The organism is Nonomuraea diastatica, from assembly GCF_004349015.1.
Lineage (GTDB): Bacteria > Actinomycetota > Actinomycetes > Streptosporangiales > Streptosporangiaceae > Nonomuraea > Nonomuraea diastatica.
This window is the reverse complement of sequence record NZ_SMKP01000065.1, coordinates 1-20,420: the sequence shown is the minus strand read 5'-3', so window position 1 is coordinate 20,420 and position 20,420 is coordinate 1. Positions and strand designations below refer to the sequence as shown.

The following is a 20,420-nucleotide window of genomic DNA, read 5'->3' as shown; positions in this document are numbered from 1 at the left end:
CCACCTTTCCGGGAGACGAGCGCCTCGTGAGATTGGGCCCCTGAAAACTATTGCGCTTTCACCGAGTGGCGCTGAAACTTCCTTTCGTGACCGCGCTCCTGCGTACCGTCCTGGTGGCGTTCACCGCCGCACTCGTCGGCATCGTGGCCCCCACCTCCGCCTCCGCTTCCGCCTCAGACTCGGCCTCCGTGTCAGCGGCCTGCGAGACCGACCCGGCCACCCCGAAGCGCCAGCTCAGGGCCATGTGGATCTCCTCGGTCGCGAACATCGACTGGCCGAGCCGCACCGGGCTGAGCGTGTCGGCGCAGCAGGCGGAGTTCCGCGCCTGGCTGGACCTGGCCGTACGCAAGCGCATGAACGCCGTGATCGTGCAGATCAGGCCGACGGCCGACGCCTTCTGGCCGTCGCCCCACGAGCCGTGGTCGCAGTGGCTGACCGGCACCCAGGGCCGCGACCCCGGCTACGACCCGCTGGCGTTCATGGTGAACGAGGCACACGCCCGCAACCTGGAGTTCCACGCCTGGTTCAACCCGTACCGGATCGCCAACCACGACGACCCGAGCAGGCTGGTGTCCACGCACCCCGCGCGCAGGAACCCCGGCTGGCGCTTCGCCTACGGCGGCAAGCTCTACTACAACCCGGGCATCCCGGAGGTCCGCGCCTTCATCGAGAACGCGATCATGGACGCCGTCTCCCGCTACGACGTGGACGGCGTGCACCTCGACGACTACTTCTACCCCTATCCGGTGAGCGGCCAGACCATCCCCGACTCCGCCACGTACGACAGGTACGGCGCCGGGTTCGCCACCATCGGCGACTGGCGGCGCAACAACGTCAACCTCCTCGTACGCGAGCTCGACCAGCGCATCCACGGCGCCAAGCCGCACGTGTCGTTCGGCATCAGCCCGTTCGGCATCTGGCGCAACGCCGGCACCGACCCGCTCGGCTCGCGCACCTCGGGCCTGCAGTCGTACGACGCGATCTACGCCGACAGCCGCGAGTGGGTCAAGCAGGGCTGGGTCGACTACATCTCGCCGCAGATCTACTGGCACATCGGGTTCTCCACCGCCGCGTACGAGGTGCTCACCGCCTGGTGGTCGGACGTGGTCAGGGACACCGGCGTGCGGCTCGTCATCGGCCAGGCCGCCTACCGGGCGGGCGCGTCCGGGGAGGACGCCGCCTGGCAGGACCCGGCCGAGCTGAGCGACCACCTGCACGACAACAGGAAACATCCCGAGGTGGTCGGCGACGTGTTCTTCAGCGCCAAGGACGTCAGGGCCGACAGGATCGGCGCGTTCACCCGGGTCGTCGACGCCCACTACACCAGGCCCGCGCTGTTGCCCGCGCGCGGCTCGGGCAACGCGCCGGCCGCGCCGTCGATCACCTCGGCCGCGCGCGCCTCGGACGGCGTCCGGCTGGCCTGGACGGGCTCGGGCACCGCGTACGCGGTGTACCGGGTGGACGGGGCGCGGTCCTCGGCCGACCCGTGCTTCTTCGCCGACGCCCGCAACCTGGTCACGACGACCCGGCAGACCACGTTCACGGACACGACCGCCGGCGGGTTGGCCTACACGTACTACGTGAGCGCGCTCAACCGCACCCACCAGGAGGGTTCGCCGAGCGCGGGCCGGGTCGTGGAGGCGGGCGGCGGCACGTTCAGCGTCGTGGTGGACAACGCCGGCTCCGGCTTCACCGCCAGCGCGAGCTGGGGCACCTCAGCCTTCTCCGGGCAGCGGCACGGCACCGACTACCGTTTCGCCGACCCGGTATCGGCCAGCGACCCCGCCTGGTTCCGGGCGGCCATCCCCAGCGCGGGCGACTACCGGGTGGAGGTGTGGTATCCGTCCGACGCCGGCTACAACAGCGCGACCCCGTACATCGTGGCCGCCTCCGGCGGTAACCGGACGGTCGTCGTCGACCAGCGCTCGGGGGGCGGGCAGTGGCGGGCGCTCGGGACGTACCCGCTGGCGGCCGGCACCTACAACGTGGTCGGCGTGAGCCGCTGGACGTCCGCCACGGGATACGTGATCGCCGACGCGGTCCGCATCACCAGGGCTTGACGCCGTCGCTGAACGGAGCGTGCGGCTGGAGGGTGGGCACGCCCGGCCCGCGATCGTACGATGAGCCGGTGGACGGAGCCCGCCCGCGGCCGATCGACGCGATCGCGGTCATGGTCGCGGCAGGCCTGACCGCGGCGACCGGCTACCAGGGTCTGGTGCTGGCGCTCCTGATGGCGCCGGCGCTGTCGCTGCTCTGGATGCGCAGGGCCCCGCTCACGGTCGCGTGGATCAGCGCGGGCACGGCGCTCGCCCTGCCCGTGCTTCTCGTGTTCGCGGGGCCCGCCGTGGTCCCGCCCGTGGGCGCGCCGCTCTGGCCGCCCACGGCCGCGTTCGCCGCGTACGGCGCGATGGCGTTCGCCAGAAACCGGCCCAACGATCGGCTCCGTGACGGGGCCAGTCGGCCCGGTGATCGGCACCCCGCGGGCGCGCAGTGGCTGCCGGTGATCGTCCTGGCGCTCGCCGTGCTGGCGCTGCCCCACCAGATGCCCCTCGTCCTGCGCACCGAGGCGGTGATCGCGCTCGCGGTCATGTACGGGATGTACACCGCCCTCCGGACCCGGCTCCAGCGCGGGCAGGCGGAACGGGCCGAGCGGATCGAGCGCGAACGGCTGGCGGGCGAGATGCACGACGTGGTCACCTATCGCGTGAGCCGGATGGTGCTGCAGGCCGGGATGCTGGCCATGAGCGCGCCCGACGAGCGGGTGCGGGCGGCGGCCGAGGAACTGCGGGCCACGGGCTGCGAGGCGCTGGACGAGCTGCGCCACATGGTGGCGCTGCTGCGGCGTGCTTCAGGAGAGGGCTTCGACCTGGGGCTTCCGCTGCCCGACCTGCGGCCGCTGATCACCGAGTCGGCCTGCGCGGGGGTGCCCGTCGAGCTGGCGGTGACCGGCACGCCCGCGCCGGTGCCTGGCGTGGTGGGGCGGGTGGCGTACCTGCTGGTGCAGGAGGCCCTGACGAACGTGCGCAAGCACGCGCCCGGCGCGGACGTGCGGGTGCAGGTGAGCTACCGGCCAGGAGCGGTACGGCTGAGCGTGCGCAACACGCCCGGCCGGCCGGACGCCTGGGTCGCCCTCAGCGATCCAGGCATGGGCCTGCTCGACCTGTGCCGGCACGTGGAGCTGGCCGGCGGCACCATGGAGATCGGCCAGGACGTCGACGGCGGCTTCCGCGTCGAGGCGTCCTTCCCCACGTCGCGGCCGTGACCGCGGGCCCAGCCTTCCCCCACGTCGCAGGCGGGACCTGTCAGGCCCAGCCGGCCAGCGCCCGCTCCAGCTCGGCCCGAGCGGCCACGGGGTCGTAACCGGGGATGGCCTCGCGCAGCATCTCGATGGTCTGCCGCTCGGCGTCGGTGACCGCCTCACCGATCGCCGCGAGCACCTCGTCGGCCAGGTCTCTGCTGGTCAGGCGCATGGCGCGGGCGTCGAACGTGACGTCGAGGACGCGGCCCTCGTGGTCGACCGACACCGCGACGTGTTTCGAGGGCCCCTTGCCGGTGCCGACGATCTTGGCGAGGTCGTCCTGCGCGGCCTCCAGCTGGGCCACGAGCTGCTCGCCCTGCCGCGCGGGCGCGTCCGGGTCTCCCACGTCTCCTGGGGCCGGGTCGAAGCCGTACACGTTCAGCCTCCGTTCACGAAAGAAGGTCGTGGGCCGCCTGCTCGACCCGGTCGCGGACGAACGTCTCGTCCAGCGGCTCGGGCAGCGCGCCTGCGCGTTCCGATGCCTCGTCCGCTATCTCCTGTGCCTGGCGCGCGGCCTCCTCCTGCGCCGCGCGGAGCACCGCCGCCACCTGCCCGCCGAGCGCCCGTTCGCCCTGCCGCAGCGCCCGCGGGTCGATGCGCAGGCGCGTCAGGCGGCCGTGGCCGTCGGCGGCCGCCTCGACCAGCCCGTCCCTGCTCTCGGCCCGGCTCTCCACCTGCCCGATTGCGACCTGGGCCGCCCTGATGCCGCGGATGATCTCCTGGCTCCTCTCGACGTACCTGGCCAGGAACTCCGCGTCGTCTTCCGGTGCTGGTGGGCGCATGTCTCACTCCGATGGTCATGAGCGAACAGCGGCTCAGTTTAACCAACAGACTCGTGATCTTTACCCCACAGCCGCATGTCATAAAGAATCAGGCCATTTCATACTATGTCCCGGTATCGTCAATGGGTATGACGGGACTGGAGATGGACCTGGGGGGAACGGGGCAGGATGCCTCCCGGGTCAGGACCCACGCAGAGGAGCACCACGCCGCGCTCAACCCCCTCGCGCAGCGCGGGGACGGCGTCTCCTCCTTCGGGGATGACGGCACGTTCGGCATGTTCACCGCCCTGTACGCCGAGTGCCGCGAGATGTCGATGGCCGTGCACCGGGCTCTGACCACGGTGATGCAGGAGACTGGCGACGGCATGAATCTGGCGGTCAGGAACACGGCTGACACCGAGGCCGCGAACGCCGCGGGCTTCGAGAACACCGGTGCCGCATGGGCGTAGTCGTCCCCCCCGCGGCCGAGGGCATGCTGTCGATGATCAGCCCGGGCTACGCCATCAACGAAGACGACATGCGCAGCGAGAGCGCCGCCGCTCGCACCACGACCACCCAGGCGCTCCCCGCCGCCCAGCGGGCGGAGACCGCGGTACGGGGCGCCCAGCAGCACTACGGCGGCGAGTCGGGCACCGCCCTGCAGGCACACTGGGACCAGGCCGGGCTCAACGGCGGTCACCTCAACCAGGCCGCCAACGCGATGAGGCTGGCGCCCGTGGGGCTGGAAGGCGCCGCCAACGTCGTGTCCGGGATGAAGTGCGCGACGGCCGTGCAGGCCACGGCCGCCGCGGCCGACGTCGCCAAACTGCTGGCCTTCGGCGGCGCGGCCGGAGCGACGTACGCCACCGCGCGCGTGCTCGCGGCCCGCACCGCGGCCGGCAAGATCCGGCACGAAGGCGTCCAGGGCACGGGCAACGTGCTCGGCCAGTTGTTGCGGCGTAAGGTCACCGAACCGATGCGCCGCGTCCTGGACGATCTCCGCCGCCCCGGTGGGCCCGGCGGAACGCCCGCCCTGGCGGGCACGGGCGGGCGCAGCATCCCTGTGCGCCCGGCGGGATTGCCCACGCGGTCCGGTCCCCGCTCCGTTCAGGACGGTATCGCCCAGATGGGCCGCAGGAACAAGGGCAACTCCAACAGCGGTGGTGGCGGAGGGTTCTTCTCGCGCCACGCCCGGCAGCGCCAGGGAGAGCGCGACATCTCCGACGCCCAGGTCAATGAGACCCTGTCGAAGGGGTCCAAGAAGCCCGGCAAGAACCCCGGCACGTCCGAGTACGAGGGGGAAGACGGGCTGGTGGTGATCCGGAGCAACGACAGCTTCAAGGTCATCACGACCTTCTGGAGACGAAAGAAGGGTTAGCCTTGCGGATCGACTACGACGACGAGAACGACGTCGCCTACGTCCGTCTCGTCGACCACGTCAACGCCGGCGAGTCGGCGACCCAGATCCCGGTGGAGGCCGACGAGATACCGGGATACGTCATCCTCGACCTCGACAAGGAGGGCGCCCTGCTCGGCATCGAGATCGTCGGCGCCTCCCGCATCCTGCGCCCCGCGACCCTCTCGACCGCACGCAACGACGAAACGGGCCAGGACGTGCGCTGAGGTCACGCGTCAACCGCCTCGCCTTCCTGGGTTCGTCGCTCTTCTGAGCGGAAAGGGCTCCTGTGTGAGCCAGGAGATTCTCAGGGCCGAAGGGCTGCGGAAGACGTTCCCCGGCGTGGTCGCGCTCGACGGCGTCGACCTGAGCCTGCGCACCGGTGAGGTGCACGTCCTGCTGGGCGAGAACGGCGCGGGCAAGAGCACGCTGATCAAGATCCTGTCCGGGGCCTACCATCCGGACGGCGGCCGGGTCCTCATGGACGGACGGCCCGTGCACATCCGCTCGGCCGGCGACGCGCAGCGGCACGGCATCGCGACCATCTACCAGGAGTTCAACCTCGTCCCGCAGCTCACGGTGGCGGAGAACCTGGCGCTCGGCCGCCCGCCCCGCAGGTTCGGGTTCGTCGACGTCAGGCGCATGGAGCAGCAGGCCACGAAGCTGCTCGAAAGGGTCGGCGTGGACGTGGACCCGCGCACGCCGACCGCCAGGCTGGGCATCGCGCGCATGCAGATGGTGGAGATCGCCAAGGCGCTGGCGCTGGACGCGCGCGTGCTGATCATGGACGAGCCGACCGCGGTGCTCACCACGAGCGAGGTGGCCAGGCTGTTCGCGATCGTCAGGCAACTGCGTGACGAGGGCGTGTCGGTGGTGTTCATCACCCACCACCTGGAGGAGATCGCCGACATCGGCGACCGGGTGACCGTGCTACGTGACGGCAGGTCCGTGGCCGAGGTCCCGGCGAACACCCGGAGGGACGAACTGGTCGGCCTCATGGTCGGGCGGCCCATCGACCAGCAGTACCCGCGCCCTGCTCCGGATCGGCCGGCCGAGCGGACGGAGCCGCTGCTGGAGGTGCGCGGGCTGACCCGGCGGGGCGTGTTCGGCGACGTGTCGTTCGAGGTGCGGGCCGGCGAGGTGGTCGGCATGGCGGGGCTCGTGGGGGCGGGCCGCACGGAGGTGGCGCGGGCGGTGTTCGGTGCCGACCATTACGACTCGGGCCAGGTGTTCGTACGCGGCCGGCGGCTGCCGCCCGGCGACGTGCACGCCGCCATGGAGGCCGGGCTCGGGCTGGTCCCTGAGGACCGCAAGGCCCAGGGCCTGGTGCTGGGCGCGGACGTCGCCGAGAACCTGGGCCTGGTCACCATGCGCGACGCCACGCGGGCCGGGTTCGTGGACCGGTCGGGCCTGCGCAGGACCGCCGCCAGGGTGGCCGAGCAGCTCGGCATCCGGATGACCGGGCTGAGCCAGGAGGTGCGCACGCTCTCCGGCGGCAACCAGCAGAAGGTGGTCATCGGCAAGTGGCTGGCGGCGAACGCGAACGTGCTCATCCTCGACGAGCCGACGCGCGGCGTCGACGTCGGGGCCAAGGTCGAGATCTACCAGCTGGTCAACGCGCTCACCGCCGCCGGCGACGCGGTGCTCATGATCTCCAGTGACCTGCCGGAGGTGCTCGGGATGAGCGACCGGATCCTCGTCATGGCGCGGGGTCGGCTCGTGGGCGAGCTGCGCGCCGCCGAGGCGACGCAGGACGACGTGATGGCGCTCGCGACCATGGAGGCCTCCCATGTCCGCTGACGTGCTCCCGCGCCGCTCGCCGGCCGCCGCGTGGCTGGCCGAGAACGGCGCCGTGGTCGCGCTCGTGGTCCTGGTCGTGGCGCTGTCGTTGTTGTCGGCCGACTTCCTGAGCCTGACGAACCTGCTCAACGTCGGCGTCCAGGCCGCCGTCACCGCGATCCTGGCGTTCGGGTCGACGTTCGTGATCGTGACGGGCGGCATCGACCTTTCCGTCGGGTCCGTCGCGGCGCTGTCGGCGATCTCCCTCGCCTGGACCGCCACCGCGGCCGGGCTGCCGTGGCCGCTGGCCACGCTGGTGTCGCTCGCGGTCGGCGTCGCGTGCGGGCTGGTCAGCGCGGCTCTCATCGCGTACGGCAAACTGCCGCCGTTCATCGCCACGCTGGCCATGCTGGGCATCGCCCGCGGCCTGGCCCTGGTCGTCTCGGAGGGCAGCCCGATCGCGATGCCGGAGGCCGTGTCGGAGCTGGGCGGCACGATCGGGGCCTACCTGCCGATCCCCCTGATCGTGATGGTGGTCATGGGGGTGATCGCGGCGGTGATCCTCAACAGGACCTATCCGGGCCGCGCCATGTACGCCATCGGCGGCAACGAGGAGGCCGCGCGGCTGTCGGGGATCAAGGTGGGCCGGCAGCTGCTCATCACGTACGCGCTGTCCGGGGGTTTCGCCGCGGTGGCCGGAATCGTGCTGGCCAGCCGCCTGGCCTCGGCGCAGCCGCAGGCGGCGGCGGGCTACGAGCTCGACGCGATCGCGGCCGTGGTGATCGGCGGCGCGAGTCTGTCCGGCGGGAAGGGCAGGGCGCTCGGCACGCTCGTCGGGGCGCTCATCCTGGCCGTGCTGCGCAACGGACTGAACCTGCTGTCGGTTTCGGCGTTCTGGCAGCAGGTCGTGATCGGCGTGGTCATCGCGCTCGCGGTCCTCGTCGACACCCTGCGGCGCAGAGGCACCAACTAGGAGGGGGTACATCATGCGCAGTCCCGCGATCATCATGGCCGCGGCCGTGCTCGGGCTGGCCGCGTGCGGCTCGGCCGGCGGGGGCGGGGACGGCGGCGACGCTCAGGTCGGCGAGCTGAAGCTCGGCATGTCGGTGTCGACGCTGAACAACCCGTACTTCGTCCAGCTGCGCGACGGCGCGCAGGCCGAGGCGAAGAGGCTCGGGGCCACGCTCACCGTCACCGACGCCCAGAACGACGCGTCCCAGCAGGTGAACCAGGTCCAGAACTTCACCAGCCAGAACATGAAGGCGATCATCATCAACCCGGTCGACTCCGACGCGGCCGCCCCGGCGGTCAAGGCGGCCGAGCGGGTGAACATCCCGGTCATCGCGGCCGACCGCGGCGTCACCGGCGCCGAGGTGGCGCAGACGGTGGCCTCCGACAACGTGGCGGGCGGCAAGATGGCCGCGCAGGAGCTGGCCAAGCAGCTCGGTGAGGAGGGCGAGGTGGCCGTGCTCCAGGGCACGCCGGGCACGTCCGCCTCGCGCGACCGCGGCCAGGGGTTCACCCAGGGCATCGCGGCGTACCCGAACACCGAGGTCGTCGCCAAGCAGCCGGCCGGCTTCGACAGGACCAAGGGGCTGGACGTCATGACCAACCTGATCCAGTCGCATCCCGGCGTCACCGGGGTGTTCGCCGAGAACGACGAGATGGCGCTGGGCGCGATCAAGGCGCTGGGGGCCAGGGCCGGGCAGCAGGTCAAGGTGGTCGGCTTCGACGGGACGCCGGACGCGCTGAAGGCCGTGCAGGCCGGCACCATGGCCGCCACCGTGGCGCAGCAGCCCAAGCTGCTCGGCCGGCAGGCGGTGGAGGCCGCCGTGCAGGTCGCCAAGGGCGAGACGGTGCAGAAGACGGTGGCGGTGCCGGTGAAGGTGGTGACCAAGGAGAACGTGGCGGACTTCCAGACCTCCTGAGGAGGTCAGGCGGTGGCGCCGCCGTCGATCACGTGGTCGTGGCCCACGACGAACGACGACTCGGGCGACGACAACCACAACGCCGCGGCGGCGATCTCCTCGGGCGCCGCGACCCGGCCGATCGGCAGCGCGTCCTTCATGCGGACGTCCCGCTCCTCGGGGGTCTCGCCGGGCCGCGTGGACATGGGCGAGTCGATCGGGCCGGGGCTGATGGCGTTGATGCGTACGTCCTCCGCGATGTACTCGAGGGCCGCCGTGCGCGTCAGGTGGCTCACGGCCGCCTTCGACGCGATGTAGGCGCCCGCCCCGGGCAGCCGCCAGTGGGCGCCGAGGTTGGAGGCGACGTTGACGATGACGCCACCGCCGTGCGCACGCATGTGCGCGATCTCGTGCTTCATCGACAGGAACAGGCCCTTGAGATTGACCGCCAGCACGTCGTCCCAGACGTCCTCGTCATAGTCGGCCACCGGTGCCAGCGTGCCGAAGATCCCGGCCGCGTTGAACGCCACGTCGAGCCGTCCCCACCGCGTAACGGCCGCGCCCACCATGGCGGCGACCTCGGCGGACCTGGTGACGTCCACGGTGAACGCCCCGGCCCGCCCCCCACCCGCCTCGACCTGCCGCACGACCTCGGCCAGCCGCCCGGGGTCGCGGCCCGCGAGCAGCACCGCCGCGCCCTCCCTCGCGTACGCCAGCGCGGCCGCACGGCCGACCACCCCGCTCGCGCCCGTGACGAGCGCGACCTTGCCTGCGAAACGTTCCGCCATTATTTCATACCCATCGTTCTTAAATGTTGACGACGTTCATCGCCTGATCGACCGCGTCACGCAGCCGCCGGCGCGGATCGGGGTCGGCCCTGCCGAGCACCCTGACGCCCTGCAGCAGCACGAGCAGGAACCTGGCCAGCGCGTGCGGGTCCTTCTCCGCGGGGATCTCGCCCTGGGCCCGCGCCCTGACGAGGGCGGCGGCGAGCGCGGTCTCCAGCTCCGCCCAGCTCGCCGCCACCTTCGCGGACACGGCCGCGTCGCGCGCGGCGAACTCCACGGCCGTGTTCACCACCATGCAGCCTCTCCGCAGCCCGTCGGCCAGGCATTCGGCGACGTAGGCGTCGAGGAACGCCCGGATCGCGGGCAGCGCGTGCCCCGGCTGGGCCAGCGGCTCGACGACGTCGCGCTGCGCCAGGTAGCGCTCCAGCGCACGCAGGTAGAGCTCCCGCTTGCCGCCGAACGTGGCGTAGACGCTCGCCCGCGCGACGCCGAGGTGCTCGACGAGGTCGGCCATCGACGTCGCCTCATAGCCGCGCTCCCAGAAGAGCTCCAGGGCCTTCTGCAACGCGACGTCGGGGTCGAACTCCTTGCTCCTCGCCATGCCCGCAGGCTAACACATTCAAGAATGATCGGTCCAAATAGGTGGCACGGCGTCACCGGCCGCAGAACGCACACGAAACCGGTCGTGAGACCCCGCCCGCCAGGGCAGGTGCCTGGGCGGGCCCCGGTTCCAGGGACCCACCCGGGGGATGCTGGATGGACGGTAGGAGAAGCTCGCCATGGCAACCACTGACGGCCTCCTCCCGCCGGCCGGGCACGGCGAGGCAGGCGCGGACGCCGACGACCTCGCGGTGACGGCGCTGCTCAACTGCCTGCTGCGCGAGGTGGCCAGGCCCGACGGCCCGGAGCCCGGGGCGTACCTGCTCCCCGCGACCGGCCGCGTCCTGCGGGTCCGGGGCGAACGCCACCCCGGCAGGCCCGCCCTGCGCACGCCCGGCGGGTGGCGCGAGCTGACGCTGGCCGAGCTGGTCGCGCTGGCCTCCGCCGAGCTGCGCGCCGGCACGGGGGTCGGCAACGACGCGCTGCCCGCCGAGATCCTGCACAGCCGAGACGTCACGGCCGCGCTGCTGGCCGCCAGGCGGACCGCGGCGCCGCCCGCGGACCCGTACCTGCGCTCGGAGCAGGCCCTGGTGGCGGGCCACCGCTACCATCCCGCACCCAAGGCGCGCGGCGGGTCGGGGGCGGAGGCGTGGCTGCGGTACTCGCCGGAGGCGCACGCGAGCTTCGCCCTGCCGCTGCTCGGCGTCCCCGCCGAGGACCTGGTGGAGGAGGGCGACACCACCGGCCTCGACCTCCTCGGGCGCGCAACCGGGCCTGACCGGCCCGGCGGGTTCGCGACGGCGCAGGACCGGCTTGTCGATCCCGACCGGCGCGGGGGGCTGGTGGCATTGCCCGCTCACCCCTGGCAGGTGGAGTTGCTGGGCGGCCTGCGCGGCGGGCGGCTGCGCCATCTCGGGGTCACGGCGGCCGTGGCCGCGCCGACCGCGTCGATCCGCACGGTGTACCTGCCGGAGGCGGACCTGTTCTGCAAGTTCAGCCTGGACGTACGGATCACGAACGACGTCCGCCGGCTGTGGTTGCGCGACCTGCGCCGCCTGCCCGTGGTGGCCGACGCGCTGGACCTGGCCTTCGACGACCTGCCCCGTCACCTGCCGCGCCCGGCCGTGCTGCGCGACCGGGGCTACCGCAGCGCCCGGCTGGGCTCGGACGGCGGCGAGGCGCTGGCCGTGATCGTCCGCGACGGGCTGCGCGAGCACCTTCGTCCCGGGCTGACGCCGCTGCTGTCGGCGGCGATCGCCGAAGGGTTCCCCGGCAACCCGCTCGACGGGCTGGGCGAGGAGCAGGCGATGGCCTGGTGGGGCGGCTATCTCGACCACGTGGTGCCCCCGCTCCTGCACGCGTACCTGCGCCACGGCGTGGCGCTCGAATGCCACCTGCAGAACGTGCTGATCGCGGTGGACGGGCAGGGCATGCCCGCGCAGGCCGTCTTCCGCGACCACGAGGGCGTCAAGCTGGTCGCGGACCGGCATCCCGCGCTCCAGGACGCGCCGCTGGTGAGCCGTTCCTCCGCCTGGGAGCGGCTGGTGTACTGCCTGGTGACCAACCACCTGCGGGAGATCGCCGGCTCCGTCGCGGCCCGCCATCCGGGTCTGCGCGCCGAGTTGTGGGCGCGGGCCAGGGGCGTGTTCGCCGCCGCGGGCAAGGACCACGACGATCCCGAGGAGCTGCGCGATCTGCTGTCGGCGTCGTTCGTGCCGGCCAAGGCCAATCTCACGCTGCGCTGGCTGGGCGCCGACGGCGGCGCCATGAGGTGCGTGCCGATCCCCAACCCGTTGAGACTCTTTACGCCATAAGCTATTCTCGCCGCGACAACACTTTACGGCGTATCGAATCAGCGAGGAGGCCCCGATGGCCCAGGCGACGTTGCACGACGGAAGCACCATCGACGTGGAGGTGCACGGCTCGGGCCCGGCCCTGCTGCTGCCCGTCGACCCGCGCCCCGCCGAGGGCGAGCAGGCCGACGAGATGCGGAAATGGGGCGCCGACCCGGCGCTCGGGCGCTCGCTCATCGACGGCCTCGGCGACGCCTTCCAGGTCATCGCCTTCGACTACCAGGGGCACGTCATGGCCACGCCCAAACCCGCCACGCTCACGCCCGCCGCCATCGCGGCCGACATGGTGGCCGTGGCCGACGCGGCGGGAGCCGAGCGGTTCGCGTACTACGGCTACTCGTGGCTGGCGGTGAGCGGGTTGCAACTGGCGATCAGGACCGACCGGCTCTCAGCGCTCGTCATGGGCGGCTTCCCCGCGTACGGAGCGCCGTACGCGGAGATGTTGCGGGTGACGAAGGCGGCCTACGAGATGGCCACCGGGCAGGCGCCCCAGCCCGAAAAGAGCGGCAAAGCCGAAGCGGGCGACTGGTCGTCGGCCGAGGTGTCCACGACCGAGGAGCAGACCCGGCAGTTCGTCACCCTCTACGAGGAGCTGCAGGGGTTCGACGACCGGGCCGTCCGGCTCTCCTGCCCGCGGCTCTGCTTCGCCGGCTCGGCCGACGAGATCCGCTACGACGAGCGGTGGGGCGGCACGCACGTCGGCATCGGCGGCACGCTGGCCCGCCACAGGGCCGACCTCGAAGCCCTCGGCTGGGACGTCCAGGTGCTCGACGGCCTCGACCACATGTCCGCCATGCACTCGGCGACCGTGCTGCCGATCCTGCGCCCGTGGCTGGCCAGGACGCTCTCGGTTCAGGTCTGAGGTCCGTCCCGGTGCGGCCACGGTGAGGCCGCCACCACCGTCCCGTACAACAGGTGGTCGGCCATCAGCGTGATCCGCTCCACGGCGGTGCCCTCCCTGCGGGGCAGGCCGAGGGTGGGCGCGATGGCCGTCTCGAACGCGGCCCAGATCAGCACCCCGTAGACGGGGCCCGCCCACTTCCGGCAGCGCACGGCGCGCGGCAGCAGGCCGAAGATCGCCCCGCCGGCCGCCCCGTACGTCCAGTGCACCACCTCCACCAGGGCCGGACGGCGCTCGACCGGGACCTGGTGGAACATTCGGGGCGCGGTCCGCTCGATCACCGACTCCGGCGGCGTCTTCGCAACCAGCCCGAGCGCGGTGGTGAACTGCCTGATGCCCGACATCGCCATGGACGCGATCGCGCCACGCGCGGCGGCCCGCCTGACCGGCCTGCGCCGGGGCTCGGGCGGCCGCTGGAGCTCGGCGCCCGTACGCAGATCAGGGCGGGCCGGAAGGGTCTGTGTCATGGGGTGCCGTCTACCGAACGGCGAGCCCGCCAAACCTCACGGCATCGCCCGCATACGGCCGATGATGGCGGTGGACGACCGGTCGCGGACGTAACCGAGCACGCGCACCTCGCCGCCCAGCGAGCGCACCAGCGGGGCCTCGGCGAGCATCTCGGGGGTGTAGTCGCCGCCCTTCACGTAGATCTCGGGCCGGATCATCCTGAGCAGCCGCTCGGGCGTGTCCTCGTCGAACTCGGTCACGTAGTCGACGTCGTTCAGCGCCGCCAGCACCGACATGCGGTCCTCGCACGGGTTGACCGGGCGTCCCGGGCCCTTCAGCCTGGCCACGCCGGCGTCGCTGTTGACGGCCACCACGAGCACGTCGCCGAGCCGCCCCGCCTCCTCCAGGTAGCTCACGTGCCCCCGGTGCAGCACGTCGAAGCAGCCGTTGGTGAACACCACCCGCTCGCCCCTGCGCCGGTGCTCGTCCAGCAGCTGGGCGAGGCTCTCCGCCGTCTGGATCGTCCCCTCGTGGCGGCGCAGCGCGCGCATCAGCTCGTGGTGGGTGCAGACGGCCGTCCCCAGGCGCCGTACGACGACGCCGGCCGCCGCCTGGCCCGCCTCCGCGGCCTCCTCGGGTGACGCTCCGCCCGCCAGCCAGAGCGCGAACGCGGCGGTGTAGGTGTCGCCCGCGCCCGTCGCCATGTGCTGCGGCGCGGGCCTGGCGTAGGTCCGGTACGGCGGCAGGCCGCGCCTGTGCAGCAGCGTGCCCTCCCCGTCCAGCGTGGTCACCACGACCCCGGCCCTGGTCAGCTCCAGCAGCCGTTCCGACCGGGCCGACAGGTACACCGGCCGGTCGCCGGGCTCCACACCGTCGTCGAGCAGGCGTACGACCTCGGCGAAGTTCGGGAGCACCGCGGCCGGCGCGCACTCCCGCCACGCCGCCACCGCGTGCGCGTCCACCACCAGCAGGGGCACCCCGGCGAGCGCCCGGCGCACGGCAGGGGTGAACACGCCGCCCCCGTAGTCGCACGCGACGACCACGTCGGCCCCCGCCACGGCGCCGGCCAGCCGCCCGAGCAGCTGCCGCTCCGCGTGGCCGGGGATGCCGTCGAGGTCCTCCTCGTCGTAGCGCGCGGTGAGCTGGCCGCTGGTGACCAGCCGCCGCTTGTGCGCGGTTCGCCGCCCCGGCACCGTCTGCAGGTCCGTCTCGACGCCGCGCAGGTGGAGCGAGCGCACCAGCGTCTCGCCGCACTCGTCGTCGCCCACGACGCCGACGAGCCGGACGCGGGCGCCCAGCGCCACCAGGTTGGCGGCGGTGTTGGCGGCGCCGCCCGGCGCGACCACGGTGGTCTCCAGGCTCATCACGGGCACCGGCGCCTCCTGCGCCAGGCGCTTGGCCGAGCCGTGCAGCCACGAGTCGAGCATGACGTCGCCGACCACCGCGGCGCTGATGACCCGCTCTGTGCCCATGAGAGGCGCATACCAGCAAAAGGCCAGGTCAAACCCGCGATGGAGTATTTGGCCGGGTGTTACGGGCATGACGTCTCTGGGTAGCCAGGCGGCTATGCAGCGCCCTTCAGACCACGCGCCCGGCCTCCGTACGGGAGGCGCGATGACTGCGCTGGTCGGCGGGGTGAAACGGATCGCGGTGCTGCGGGCCAACGCCCTCGGCGACTTCCTGCTGGCCGTGCCGGCGCTGGAGGCGCTCAAGCGGGCCTACCCCGGCGCCCACCTGACGCTGCTGGGCACCCCGTGGCACGCCGCGTTCCTGGCGGGCCGGCCGGGGCCCGTGGACGACGTGGTGGCGCTGCCGCCGATCTCGGGCGTGTCCACGGCCGAACTCGGGCACACCGTGCCCGGCAAGCTGTGCGAGCGGCTGCGCAGGCGCCGGTTCGATCTGGCGGTGCAGATCCACGGCGGCGGCCGCTACTCCAACCCGTTCGTCCGCCGGCTGGACGCCAGGGTGACCGCGGGGATGCGCGCCCCCGGCGCCGAGCGGCTGGACCGCTGGGTCCCGTACACCGACTATCACCACGAGACGCTGCGTTTCCTGCAGGTCGCCGCGCTGGTCGGCGCGGTCGCGGACGGGCTGGAGCCGCGGCTGGCGCTCACCGCGGCCGACCGCGCCGAGGCGACGGGCCTGTTCGGCGAGCCGCCGCCCGGGCTGGTGGCCGTGCATCCGGGCGCGCGCGACCCCCGGCGGCGCTGGCCTGTCGAGCGGTTCGCCGAGGTCGCCGACCGGCTGGGCAGGCCGGTCGTGGTGACGGGCACCCGCGAGGAAGAGGACCTGGTGCTGGGCGTGGTCGAGGCGATGCGGCGGCCCGCCGTCGCCGTCATCGGCGCGCTCGGCATCGGCGGGCTGGCCGCGCTGTACGAGCGCTGCGACCTGCTGGTGTCCAACGACACGGGCCCGCGCCACCTGGCCGCCGCCGTCGGCACGCCCACCGTAGGCGTCTACTGGTGCGGCAACCTCATCAACGCCGGGCCGCTGAGCAGGACCCGGCACCGCCCGCTGATCTCCTGGACCACGGCATGCCCGCGATGCGGCGCGAGCGGCGTGGACCCGGCCGCGGAGCGTTGCCCGCACGACCAGTCGTGGGTGTGCGACGTCTCGGTCGAGATGGTGATGGAACAGGCGGAGGATCTGCTCACCGGACCTACAGGGGATGACACCGATGACTGACCACGCCGTGCGCGACGAACTGCAGCAGGCCATCGACGAGGCGTTCCGCGGCCGGGACCGGGTGGCGATGCGGGAGGTGTACTCGGCGGTGTCCGAGCACGTGAACCTGCCCGCCGACCTGCTCACCCACCTCAACGAGCTGCCCGAGGGCGACTACAGCAGGCAGGGGATCGCCCGGGCCATCAACGAGGTCATCACGCGCAGGGGCGAGCAGGACAGCCTCGGGCTCCTGGACGTGCCCGCCGGATCGGAATCTAGCGAACCGGGCGCGTAACGGGTCCCGGACCGGCGACCGCCGGGTAGCTACGGGACATGATGCGAAACGTGCGGAAGGCGGAGGCCGCGTTCGAGGCGGAGCTGGCCATCGTGCGGCCGGAGCTCTCCGCGGGCTACGCCGCCGCCCTGCCGGGCGCCAGAGCCGCCGTGCTGGGCCGCCTGTGGCGCAGCCTGCTGTACGAGCCCCTGCCCGGCCTCGCACAACCAGGCGAGCCCGCGGGCCTCGTGGGCGGGCCTGCGGGCCTCGTGGGCGGGCCTGCGGGCGTCACGGACGGGCCCGCGGGCGTCACGGACGGGCCCGCGGGCCTCGCGGAACCGGACGGCCGCCAGGACGGGCAGGTGTGCGTGGCGCTGGTGGACGGGCGGCGGTTGCGGGGGCGGGCGCGGCTGCCGTACGACCTCGACGGCGAGCCGGCCCTCTGGCTGGACGGCCGGCCGTACACGCACCCTGCAGAACTCCTGGCCGCCCTCGCCCTGCCCGGCACCACCCGGCTGGTCCACGACCTGGACAACAGCGTCGCCTCGCTGGCCCTGTCCCGCGCCGCGGCCACCGCCCGGGCCCTGTCCCCCTCCGGCATCGACGGCCTGAACACCCCGGAGGACTACGAGCAGAGCGTGGTCGACGGGCATCCTTACCACCCGGGTTGCCGCAACCGCCCCGGCGTCTCCGTGGCCGAGCAGCTCGCGTACATGCCGGAGCACCGCACCACCGTCGCCCTCGACCTGGTCGCGCTGCCCGCCGCCGCGTGCCTGGTCACGGGGCCGTGGCCGGCCGCGCTCATGGACGGCGACCGGCTCCTGCTCCCACTGCACCCCTGGCAGACCCGCCATGTCCTGCCCGCCCTGGGCCTGCGCCCGTACGCCACGGGGGCGATCCCGGCCCGGCCGCTGACGTCCGTACGCACCCTCGCCCCCGTGGACGGCGGCCCGCACGTGAAGACGGCGTTCAGCACCCGGATGACCTCCAGCGTCAGGGACATCTCCCCCGGTTCCGTACGCGACTGTGTCCCGCTGTCGCGCCTGCTCGCCGCCCTGTCAGGACGGCTGGGCGGCCGTCTCGCCGTCGCCGGCTACCTGGCGGGGGCCGCCGCCAGGGTCGGCGGCGAGCACAGCGCGGACCTGTCGGCCATGCTGCGGGAGCCCACACCGCGCGCCGGCGCGGAGACCGTGTCGCCCGTGGCGGCGATCACCCGCGAGATGGTCCGCGACCCCGTCACGTGGCTGGCGGCGTTCGCCCGCCTGGCGCTGGAAGACACGCTCGGCCTGCTCGCCCTGGGCGTGGCGCTGGAGGCGCACGGCCAGAACCTGCTGGTCGCGCTCGGCCGTGACGTTCTGCCGTACCGGCTGATCTACCGGGACCTGGCCGACGTCAGGATCAGCCCCGCCCGGCTCGCCCGCAACGGGATCGAGACCCCGCCCGTCAGCCCCAGGCTGCTCACCGACGACCTGGACGTACTGCACGGCAAGCTGCTCGGCTCGCTCGTCGGCACCACGTTCGGCAGCCTGGTCGCGCTGCTCGGACGGCGCGACCGCGCCACGGAGGCGACGCTGTGGGACGTCGTGGCCGCCGCCGCGCGGAAGGCGTTCGACGAGCTGCCCGGCACACCGGACGCGCACGCCGACCGTGACGCCGTGTTCGGTACGCACATCACGGTGAAGGCCCACCTGCTCGCGCAGCTCGACGACGCACCGCCCGGCGACCGGTGGACGAGGCTGCCCAACCCGCTGGCGGGGGCCCGTCAGAGGACGTCGTAGGTCAGGTGCGTCGCGGTCGACGGGGTCACGCTCCGCCGCCCGGACTCATCGCTCACGCAGGAACGGGGGCGAACTCGGCGACCGGGATCCGGCGGAAGGCGATGCTCTCGTACGGGCCGGAGCCGCCGGTCTCGAACAGCAGCCCCACCGTCTCCACGTCCAGCCTGACCAGATCCGAGTAGGCCGCGGGCAGGTCGGACACCGTGTGCGCGACCCGCCAGGTGACACCGTGGTCGTCGCTGGCGCGTACCGTCATCGAAGCCCGCGCGTCCGGCGAGGCAGGCCCGGAGAACAGGAGCACGTCCGGCGATCCGCACCACAACACGCTGCCCTCCACCACCGGCCCGGCGAGACCGGCCTGAGGCTTGAAGGGCTGCTCCAGCGTCTGCCCTCCGTCGGAGGAGTAGGCGTCGGCCCGGTTGCCAGGCGCGGTGGAGTCGGTACGGGCATTGACGTAGAGCCGTCCGCCGGGCAGCTCGGCCGCGGTGGTCTCGTTGACGTTGACGTAGCCGTCCGGGTTGTCGTCGACGTAGCCGAGGCGCCAGGTCCGGCCGCCGTCGTCGCTCAGCAGGCAGTGGCCGCCGTCGTACTTGCCCTCCGTTCCGACGTCGGCGCCCTCGGGCGGCAGCGAGTGGTTGGCGGGGACCACGATCCGCCCGGCGTGCGGGCCGTGCCGCAGCTCGACGGCGTGCCCGGGGGTCGTCGCGTACCAGCGCCACTCCGGGTCCTTCACGCTGTCGGTGATCTCGCGCGGCTGCGACCACGTGACCCCGTCGTCCTCGCTGGCCTGGACGAACACCCGCCGCCCCGCGGCCGCCTCCACCTGTCCTCGCCTGATCTTCTCCTCGGTGGCCGACGGGCCCTGCCTGACGAAGACCAGCACGATCCTGCCGTCGGCCAGCACCACCGGCGCCGGGTTGCCCGCGGTGCCGCGACGCGGCTCGGCGGCCACCACCTCCAGCTCGCCCCACGTCCTGCCGCCGTCCGCGGACCGCCTGAGCACCAGGTCGATGTGGCCGGAGTCGCCGGCCGAGCCGCGCCGCCCCTCCGCGAACGCCAGCACCGTGCCCGCCCCGGTCACCACGACCGCGGGGATCCTGAACGTGTGGTAACCGTCGGTCGCCTGCCGGTAGGGCACCGACGTGGGATAACGCTCCGCCATGCGCGGCACGCTACGGCCCCCGGGTTAACGGGCCCCGACCTCAGACGGACGCGAAGGCGAATGCGGGCCAGGACACCGGTGTGCCGCCGGGGAAATCGGCTCCCCGGCGCCACACCGGCTGGTCACGTCGTCGCGTCCGTCAGCGGGCGAACACGATCACGTTGTCCCGGTAGCTGCGGCGCGCGCGGTCGAACGTACCGCCGCACGTGATCAGGCGGAGCTCGGCGTCCTTACCCCCGTGATAGACCTCCTTGTCGGGTACGCGGCTCTTGGGGTAGCGGGCCACGCGGCCGACCACGAACGTGACCGTGCTGCCGTCAGCCCGGTCCACGTGCACCCGGTCGCCCTTGCGCAGGTGGCGCAGGCGGTAGAACACGGCGGGACCGGTGGTGGAGTCGACGTGGCCGGCGACGACGGCCACGCCCCGCTCGCCCGGCTCCGGCCCGGCCTCGTTCCAGCCCACCCGGTCGAAGCTCTTGGGGGCGGCCAGGCGGCCCCCGGCGTCCAGCCGCAACGGGATCACCTTGGTGGAGAGCTTGATGGCGGGGACACGCAACCGTACGGGCGCGGCCGCCTCAGCGATCGAATCGGCGACCCGCACCGCCGGCCCGGCGGCCGCGTCCTTCGCGGTCCCGCCCATCCCGGTGTCGACCCCGCCACGCGGAGCAGCACCGTCATCATCGTCGTCGTCGTCGCGGGACACCGCCCCGCCGAGACCCGTGTCCACGCCCCCACGCGGCGCGCCGCCGTCATCGTCATCGTCATCGTCGTCGGCCGAGGACGTGGTGAGGGGAAGGGTGGTGGGGATGGCC

At 73.0% G+C, this 20,420-nt stretch carries 21 protein-coding genes; 13 read left to right on the top strand and 8 right to left on the bottom strand.

Annotated features, from left to right (window positions below; genetic code table 11):
* Window positions 1-86: 86 nt before the first annotated feature.
* Both E1294_RS22895 and E1294_RS22890 read left to right on the top strand, forming a co-directional pair.
* Window positions 87-2,060, top strand: coding sequence for a family 10 glycosylhydrolase (locus tag E1294_RS22895; RefSeq protein WP_132511320.1), 1,974 nt, complete (start codon window positions 87-89; stop codon window positions 2,058-2,060).
* 68 nt (window positions 2,061-2,128) lie between these two features.
* Window positions 2,129-3,262, top strand: coding sequence for a sensor histidine kinase (locus E1294_RS22890; protein WP_132511318.1), 1,134 nt, complete (start codon window positions 2,129-2,131; stop codon window positions 3,260-3,262).
* Window positions 3,263-3,302: 40 nt separating this feature from the next.
* Here E1294_RS22890 and E1294_RS22885 read toward each other — a convergent pair whose 3' ends face one another.
* Both E1294_RS22885 and E1294_RS22880 read right to left on the bottom strand, forming a co-directional pair.
* Window positions 3,303-3,674 (bottom strand): YbaB/EbfC family nucleoid-associated protein, encoded by a 372-nt coding sequence (locus E1294_RS22885; protein WP_165977431.1) that lies wholly within the window; start codon window positions 3,672-3,674, stop codon window positions 3,303-3,305.
* Between the two features lie 13 nt (window positions 3,675-3,687).
* Window positions 3,688-4,080: a YbaB/EbfC family nucleoid-associated protein gene (locus E1294_RS22880; protein WP_132511304.1), complete on the bottom strand. Its 393-nt coding sequence runs from the start codon at window positions 4,078-4,080 to the stop codon at window positions 3,688-3,690.
* A 128-nt stretch (window positions 4,081-4,208) separates the two neighbouring features.
* On the opposite strand from E1294_RS22880, the gene E1294_RS22875 reads away from it, so the two are divergent.
* The 6 genes from E1294_RS22875 to E1294_RS54655 all read left to right on the top strand — a co-directional run bounded on the left by E1294_RS22875 (window position 4,209) and on the right by E1294_RS54655 (window position 9,162).
* On the top strand, window positions 4,209-4,529 hold the full coding sequence (locus E1294_RS22875) for a hypothetical protein (protein ID WP_132511302.1): 321 nt from the start codon (window positions 4,209-4,211) through the stop codon (window positions 4,527-4,529).
* Window positions 4,520-5,437: a DUF4258 domain-containing protein gene (locus E1294_RS22870; protein WP_132511300.1), complete on the top strand. Its 918-nt coding sequence runs from the start codon at window positions 4,520-4,522 to the stop codon at window positions 5,435-5,437. Before E1294_RS22875 ends, E1294_RS22870 begins: the two co-directional genes overlap by 10 nt.
* Window positions 5,438-5,439: 2 nt before the next feature.
* Complete coding sequence (locus E1294_RS22865) at window positions 5,440-5,682, top strand: DUF2283 domain-containing protein (protein ID WP_165977430.1); 243 nt, start codon at window positions 5,440-5,442, stop codon at window positions 5,680-5,682.
* 64 nt (window positions 5,683-5,746) lie between these two features.
* Window positions 5,747-7,255 carry a sugar ABC transporter ATP-binding protein gene (locus E1294_RS22860; protein ID WP_220447889.1) on the top strand — a complete coding sequence of 503 codons (1,509 nt, stop codon included), beginning with the start codon at window positions 5,747-5,749 and terminating at the stop codon, window positions 7,253-7,255.
* Window positions 7,245-8,207, top strand: a complete 963-nt coding sequence (locus E1294_RS54660) for an ABC transporter permease (protein ID WP_220447888.1) — start codon at window positions 7,245-7,247, stop codon at window positions 8,205-8,207. Before E1294_RS22860 ends, E1294_RS54660 begins: the two co-directional genes overlap by 11 nt.
* Before the next feature lie 13 nt (window positions 8,208-8,220).
* On the top strand, window positions 8,221-9,162 hold the full coding sequence (locus tag E1294_RS54655) for a D-ribose ABC transporter substrate-binding protein (RefSeq protein ID WP_220447887.1): 942 nt from the start codon (window positions 8,221-8,223) through the stop codon (window positions 9,160-9,162).
* Window positions 9,163-9,167: 5 nt separating this feature from the next.
* On the opposite strand, the gene E1294_RS22850 is transcribed toward E1294_RS54655, so the two are convergent.
* Both E1294_RS22850 and E1294_RS22845 read right to left on the bottom strand, forming a co-directional pair.
* A complete protein-coding gene (locus E1294_RS22850) occupies window positions 9,168-9,929 on the bottom strand; it encodes an SDR family NAD(P)-dependent oxidoreductase (RefSeq protein ID WP_132511294.1) in 762 nt (253 codons plus the stop codon).
* Between the two features lie 19 nt (window positions 9,930-9,948).
* Window positions 9,949-10,530 carry a TetR/AcrR family transcriptional regulator gene (locus E1294_RS22845; RefSeq protein ID WP_132511292.1) on the bottom strand — a complete coding sequence of 194 codons (582 nt, stop codon included), beginning with the start codon at window positions 10,528-10,530 and terminating at the stop codon, window positions 9,949-9,951.
* Window positions 10,531-10,708: 178 nt separating this feature from the next.
* Between E1294_RS22845 and E1294_RS22840 the strand changes: the two genes are divergently transcribed.
* Complete coding sequence (locus tag E1294_RS22840; RefSeq protein ID WP_246083202.1) at window positions 10,709-12,343, top strand: IucA/IucC family protein; 1,635 nt, start codon at window positions 10,709-10,711, stop codon at window positions 12,341-12,343.
* Between the two features lie 55 nt (window positions 12,344-12,398).
* The gene (locus E1294_RS22835; protein WP_132511290.1) at window positions 12,399-13,244 is read left to right on the top strand and encodes an alpha/beta fold hydrolase; all 846 of its coding nucleotides are present in this window, start codon (window positions 12,399-12,401) and stop codon (window positions 13,242-13,244) included.
* On the opposite strand, the gene E1294_RS22830 is transcribed toward E1294_RS22835, so the two are convergent.
* Both E1294_RS22830 and rfaE2 read right to left on the bottom strand, forming a co-directional pair.
* Complete coding sequence (locus E1294_RS22830) at window positions 13,235-13,750, bottom strand: hypothetical protein (protein ID WP_132511288.1); 516 nt, start codon at window positions 13,748-13,750, stop codon at window positions 13,235-13,237. The genes E1294_RS22835 and E1294_RS22830 overlap by 10 nt on opposite strands.
* Window positions 13,751-13,786: 36 nt before the next feature.
* A complete protein-coding gene (gene rfaE2 / locus E1294_RS22825; RefSeq protein ID WP_132511286.1) occupies window positions 13,787-15,202 on the bottom strand; it encodes a D-glycero-beta-D-manno-heptose 1-phosphate adenylyltransferase in 1,416 nt (471 codons plus the stop codon).
* Window positions 15,203-15,344: 142 nt separating this feature from the next.
* Between rfaE2 and E1294_RS22820 the strand changes: the two genes are divergently transcribed.
* Genes E1294_RS22820 through E1294_RS22810 form a run of 3 tightly spaced genes read left to right on the top strand, consistent with a single transcriptional unit; the run spans window position 15,345 to window position 18,446 of the window.
* A complete protein-coding gene (locus tag E1294_RS22820) occupies window positions 15,345-16,415 on the top strand; it encodes a glycosyltransferase family 9 protein (RefSeq protein ID WP_132511284.1) in 1,071 nt (356 codons plus the stop codon).
* Complete coding sequence (locus E1294_RS22815; RefSeq protein ID WP_132511282.1) at window positions 16,408-16,689, top strand: hypothetical protein; 282 nt, start codon at window positions 16,408-16,410, stop codon at window positions 16,687-16,689. Before E1294_RS22820 ends, E1294_RS22815 begins: the two co-directional genes overlap by 8 nt.
* A 50-nt stretch (window positions 16,690-16,739) precedes the next feature.
* Window positions 16,740-18,446 (top strand): IucA/IucC family protein, encoded by a 1,707-nt coding sequence (locus E1294_RS22810; RefSeq protein ID WP_132511280.1) that lies wholly within the window; start codon window positions 16,740-16,742, stop codon window positions 18,444-18,446.
* A gap of 52 nt (window positions 18,447-18,498) precedes the next feature.
* On the opposite strand, the gene E1294_RS22805 is transcribed toward E1294_RS22810, so the two are convergent.
* Together E1294_RS22805 and E1294_RS22800 are read right to left on the bottom strand one after the other, a co-directional pair.
* On the bottom strand, window positions 18,499-19,608 hold the full coding sequence (locus E1294_RS22805; RefSeq protein WP_132511278.1) for a sialidase family protein: 1,110 nt from the start codon (window positions 19,606-19,608) through the stop codon (window positions 18,499-18,501).
* A 139-nt stretch (window positions 19,609-19,747) separates the two neighbouring features.
* On the bottom strand, window positions 19,748-20,420 hold a 673-nt coding region (locus E1294_RS22800; protein WP_220447886.1), incomplete at its 5' end, for a class F sortase.

Excerpts from the sequence above, each read along its gene's own strand:
- rfaE2 (WP_132511286.1), bottom strand. The coding sequence starts at position 15,202 with ATGGGCACAGAGCGGGTCATCAGCGCCGCGGTGGTCGGCGACGTCATG.
- E1294_RS22820 (WP_132511284.1), top strand. The coding sequence starts at position 15,345 with ATGACTGCGCTGGTCGGCGGGGTGAAACGGATCGCGGTGCTGCGGGCC.
- E1294_RS22830 (WP_132511288.1), bottom strand. The coding sequence starts at position 13,750 with ATGACACAGACCCTTCCGGCCCGCCCTGATCTGCGTACGGGCGCCGAG.
- E1294_RS22845 (WP_132511292.1), bottom strand. The coding sequence starts at position 10,530 with ATGGCGAGGAGCAAGGAGTTCGACCCCGACGTCGCGTTGCAGAAGGCC.
- E1294_RS22875 (WP_132511302.1), top strand. The coding sequence starts at position 4,209 with ATGACGGGACTGGAGATGGACCTGGGGGGAACGGGGCAGGATGCCTCC.
- E1294_RS22835 (WP_132511290.1), top strand. The coding sequence starts at position 12,399 with ATGGCCCAGGCGACGTTGCACGACGGAAGCACCATCGACGTGGAGGTG.
- E1294_RS54660 (WP_220447888.1), top strand. The coding sequence starts at position 7,245 with ATGTCCGCTGACGTGCTCCCGCGCCGCTCGCCGGCCGCCGCGTGGCTG.
- E1294_RS22870 (WP_132511300.1), top strand. The coding sequence starts at position 4,520 with ATGGGCGTAGTCGTCCCCCCCGCGGCCGAGGGCATGCTGTCGATGATC.
- E1294_RS22880 (WP_132511304.1), bottom strand. The coding sequence starts at position 4,080 with ATGCGCCCACCAGCACCGGAAGACGACGCGGAGTTCCTGGCCAGGTAC.
- E1294_RS22840 (WP_246083202.1), top strand. The coding sequence starts at position 10,709 with ATGGCAACCACTGACGGCCTCCTCCCGCCGGCCGGGCACGGCGAGGCA.
- E1294_RS22850 (WP_132511294.1), bottom strand. The coding sequence starts at position 9,929 with ATGGCGGAACGTTTCGCAGGCAAGGTCGCGCTCGTCACGGGCGCGAGC.
- E1294_RS54655 (WP_220447887.1), top strand. The coding sequence starts at position 8,221 with ATGCGCAGTCCCGCGATCATCATGGCCGCGGCCGTGCTCGGGCTGGCC.
- E1294_RS22815 (WP_132511282.1), top strand. The coding sequence starts at position 16,408 with ATGACTGACCACGCCGTGCGCGACGAACTGCAGCAGGCCATCGACGAG.
- E1294_RS22805 (WP_132511278.1), bottom strand. The coding sequence starts at position 19,608 with ATGGCGGAGCGTTATCCCACGTCGGTGCCCTACCGGCAGGCGACCGAC.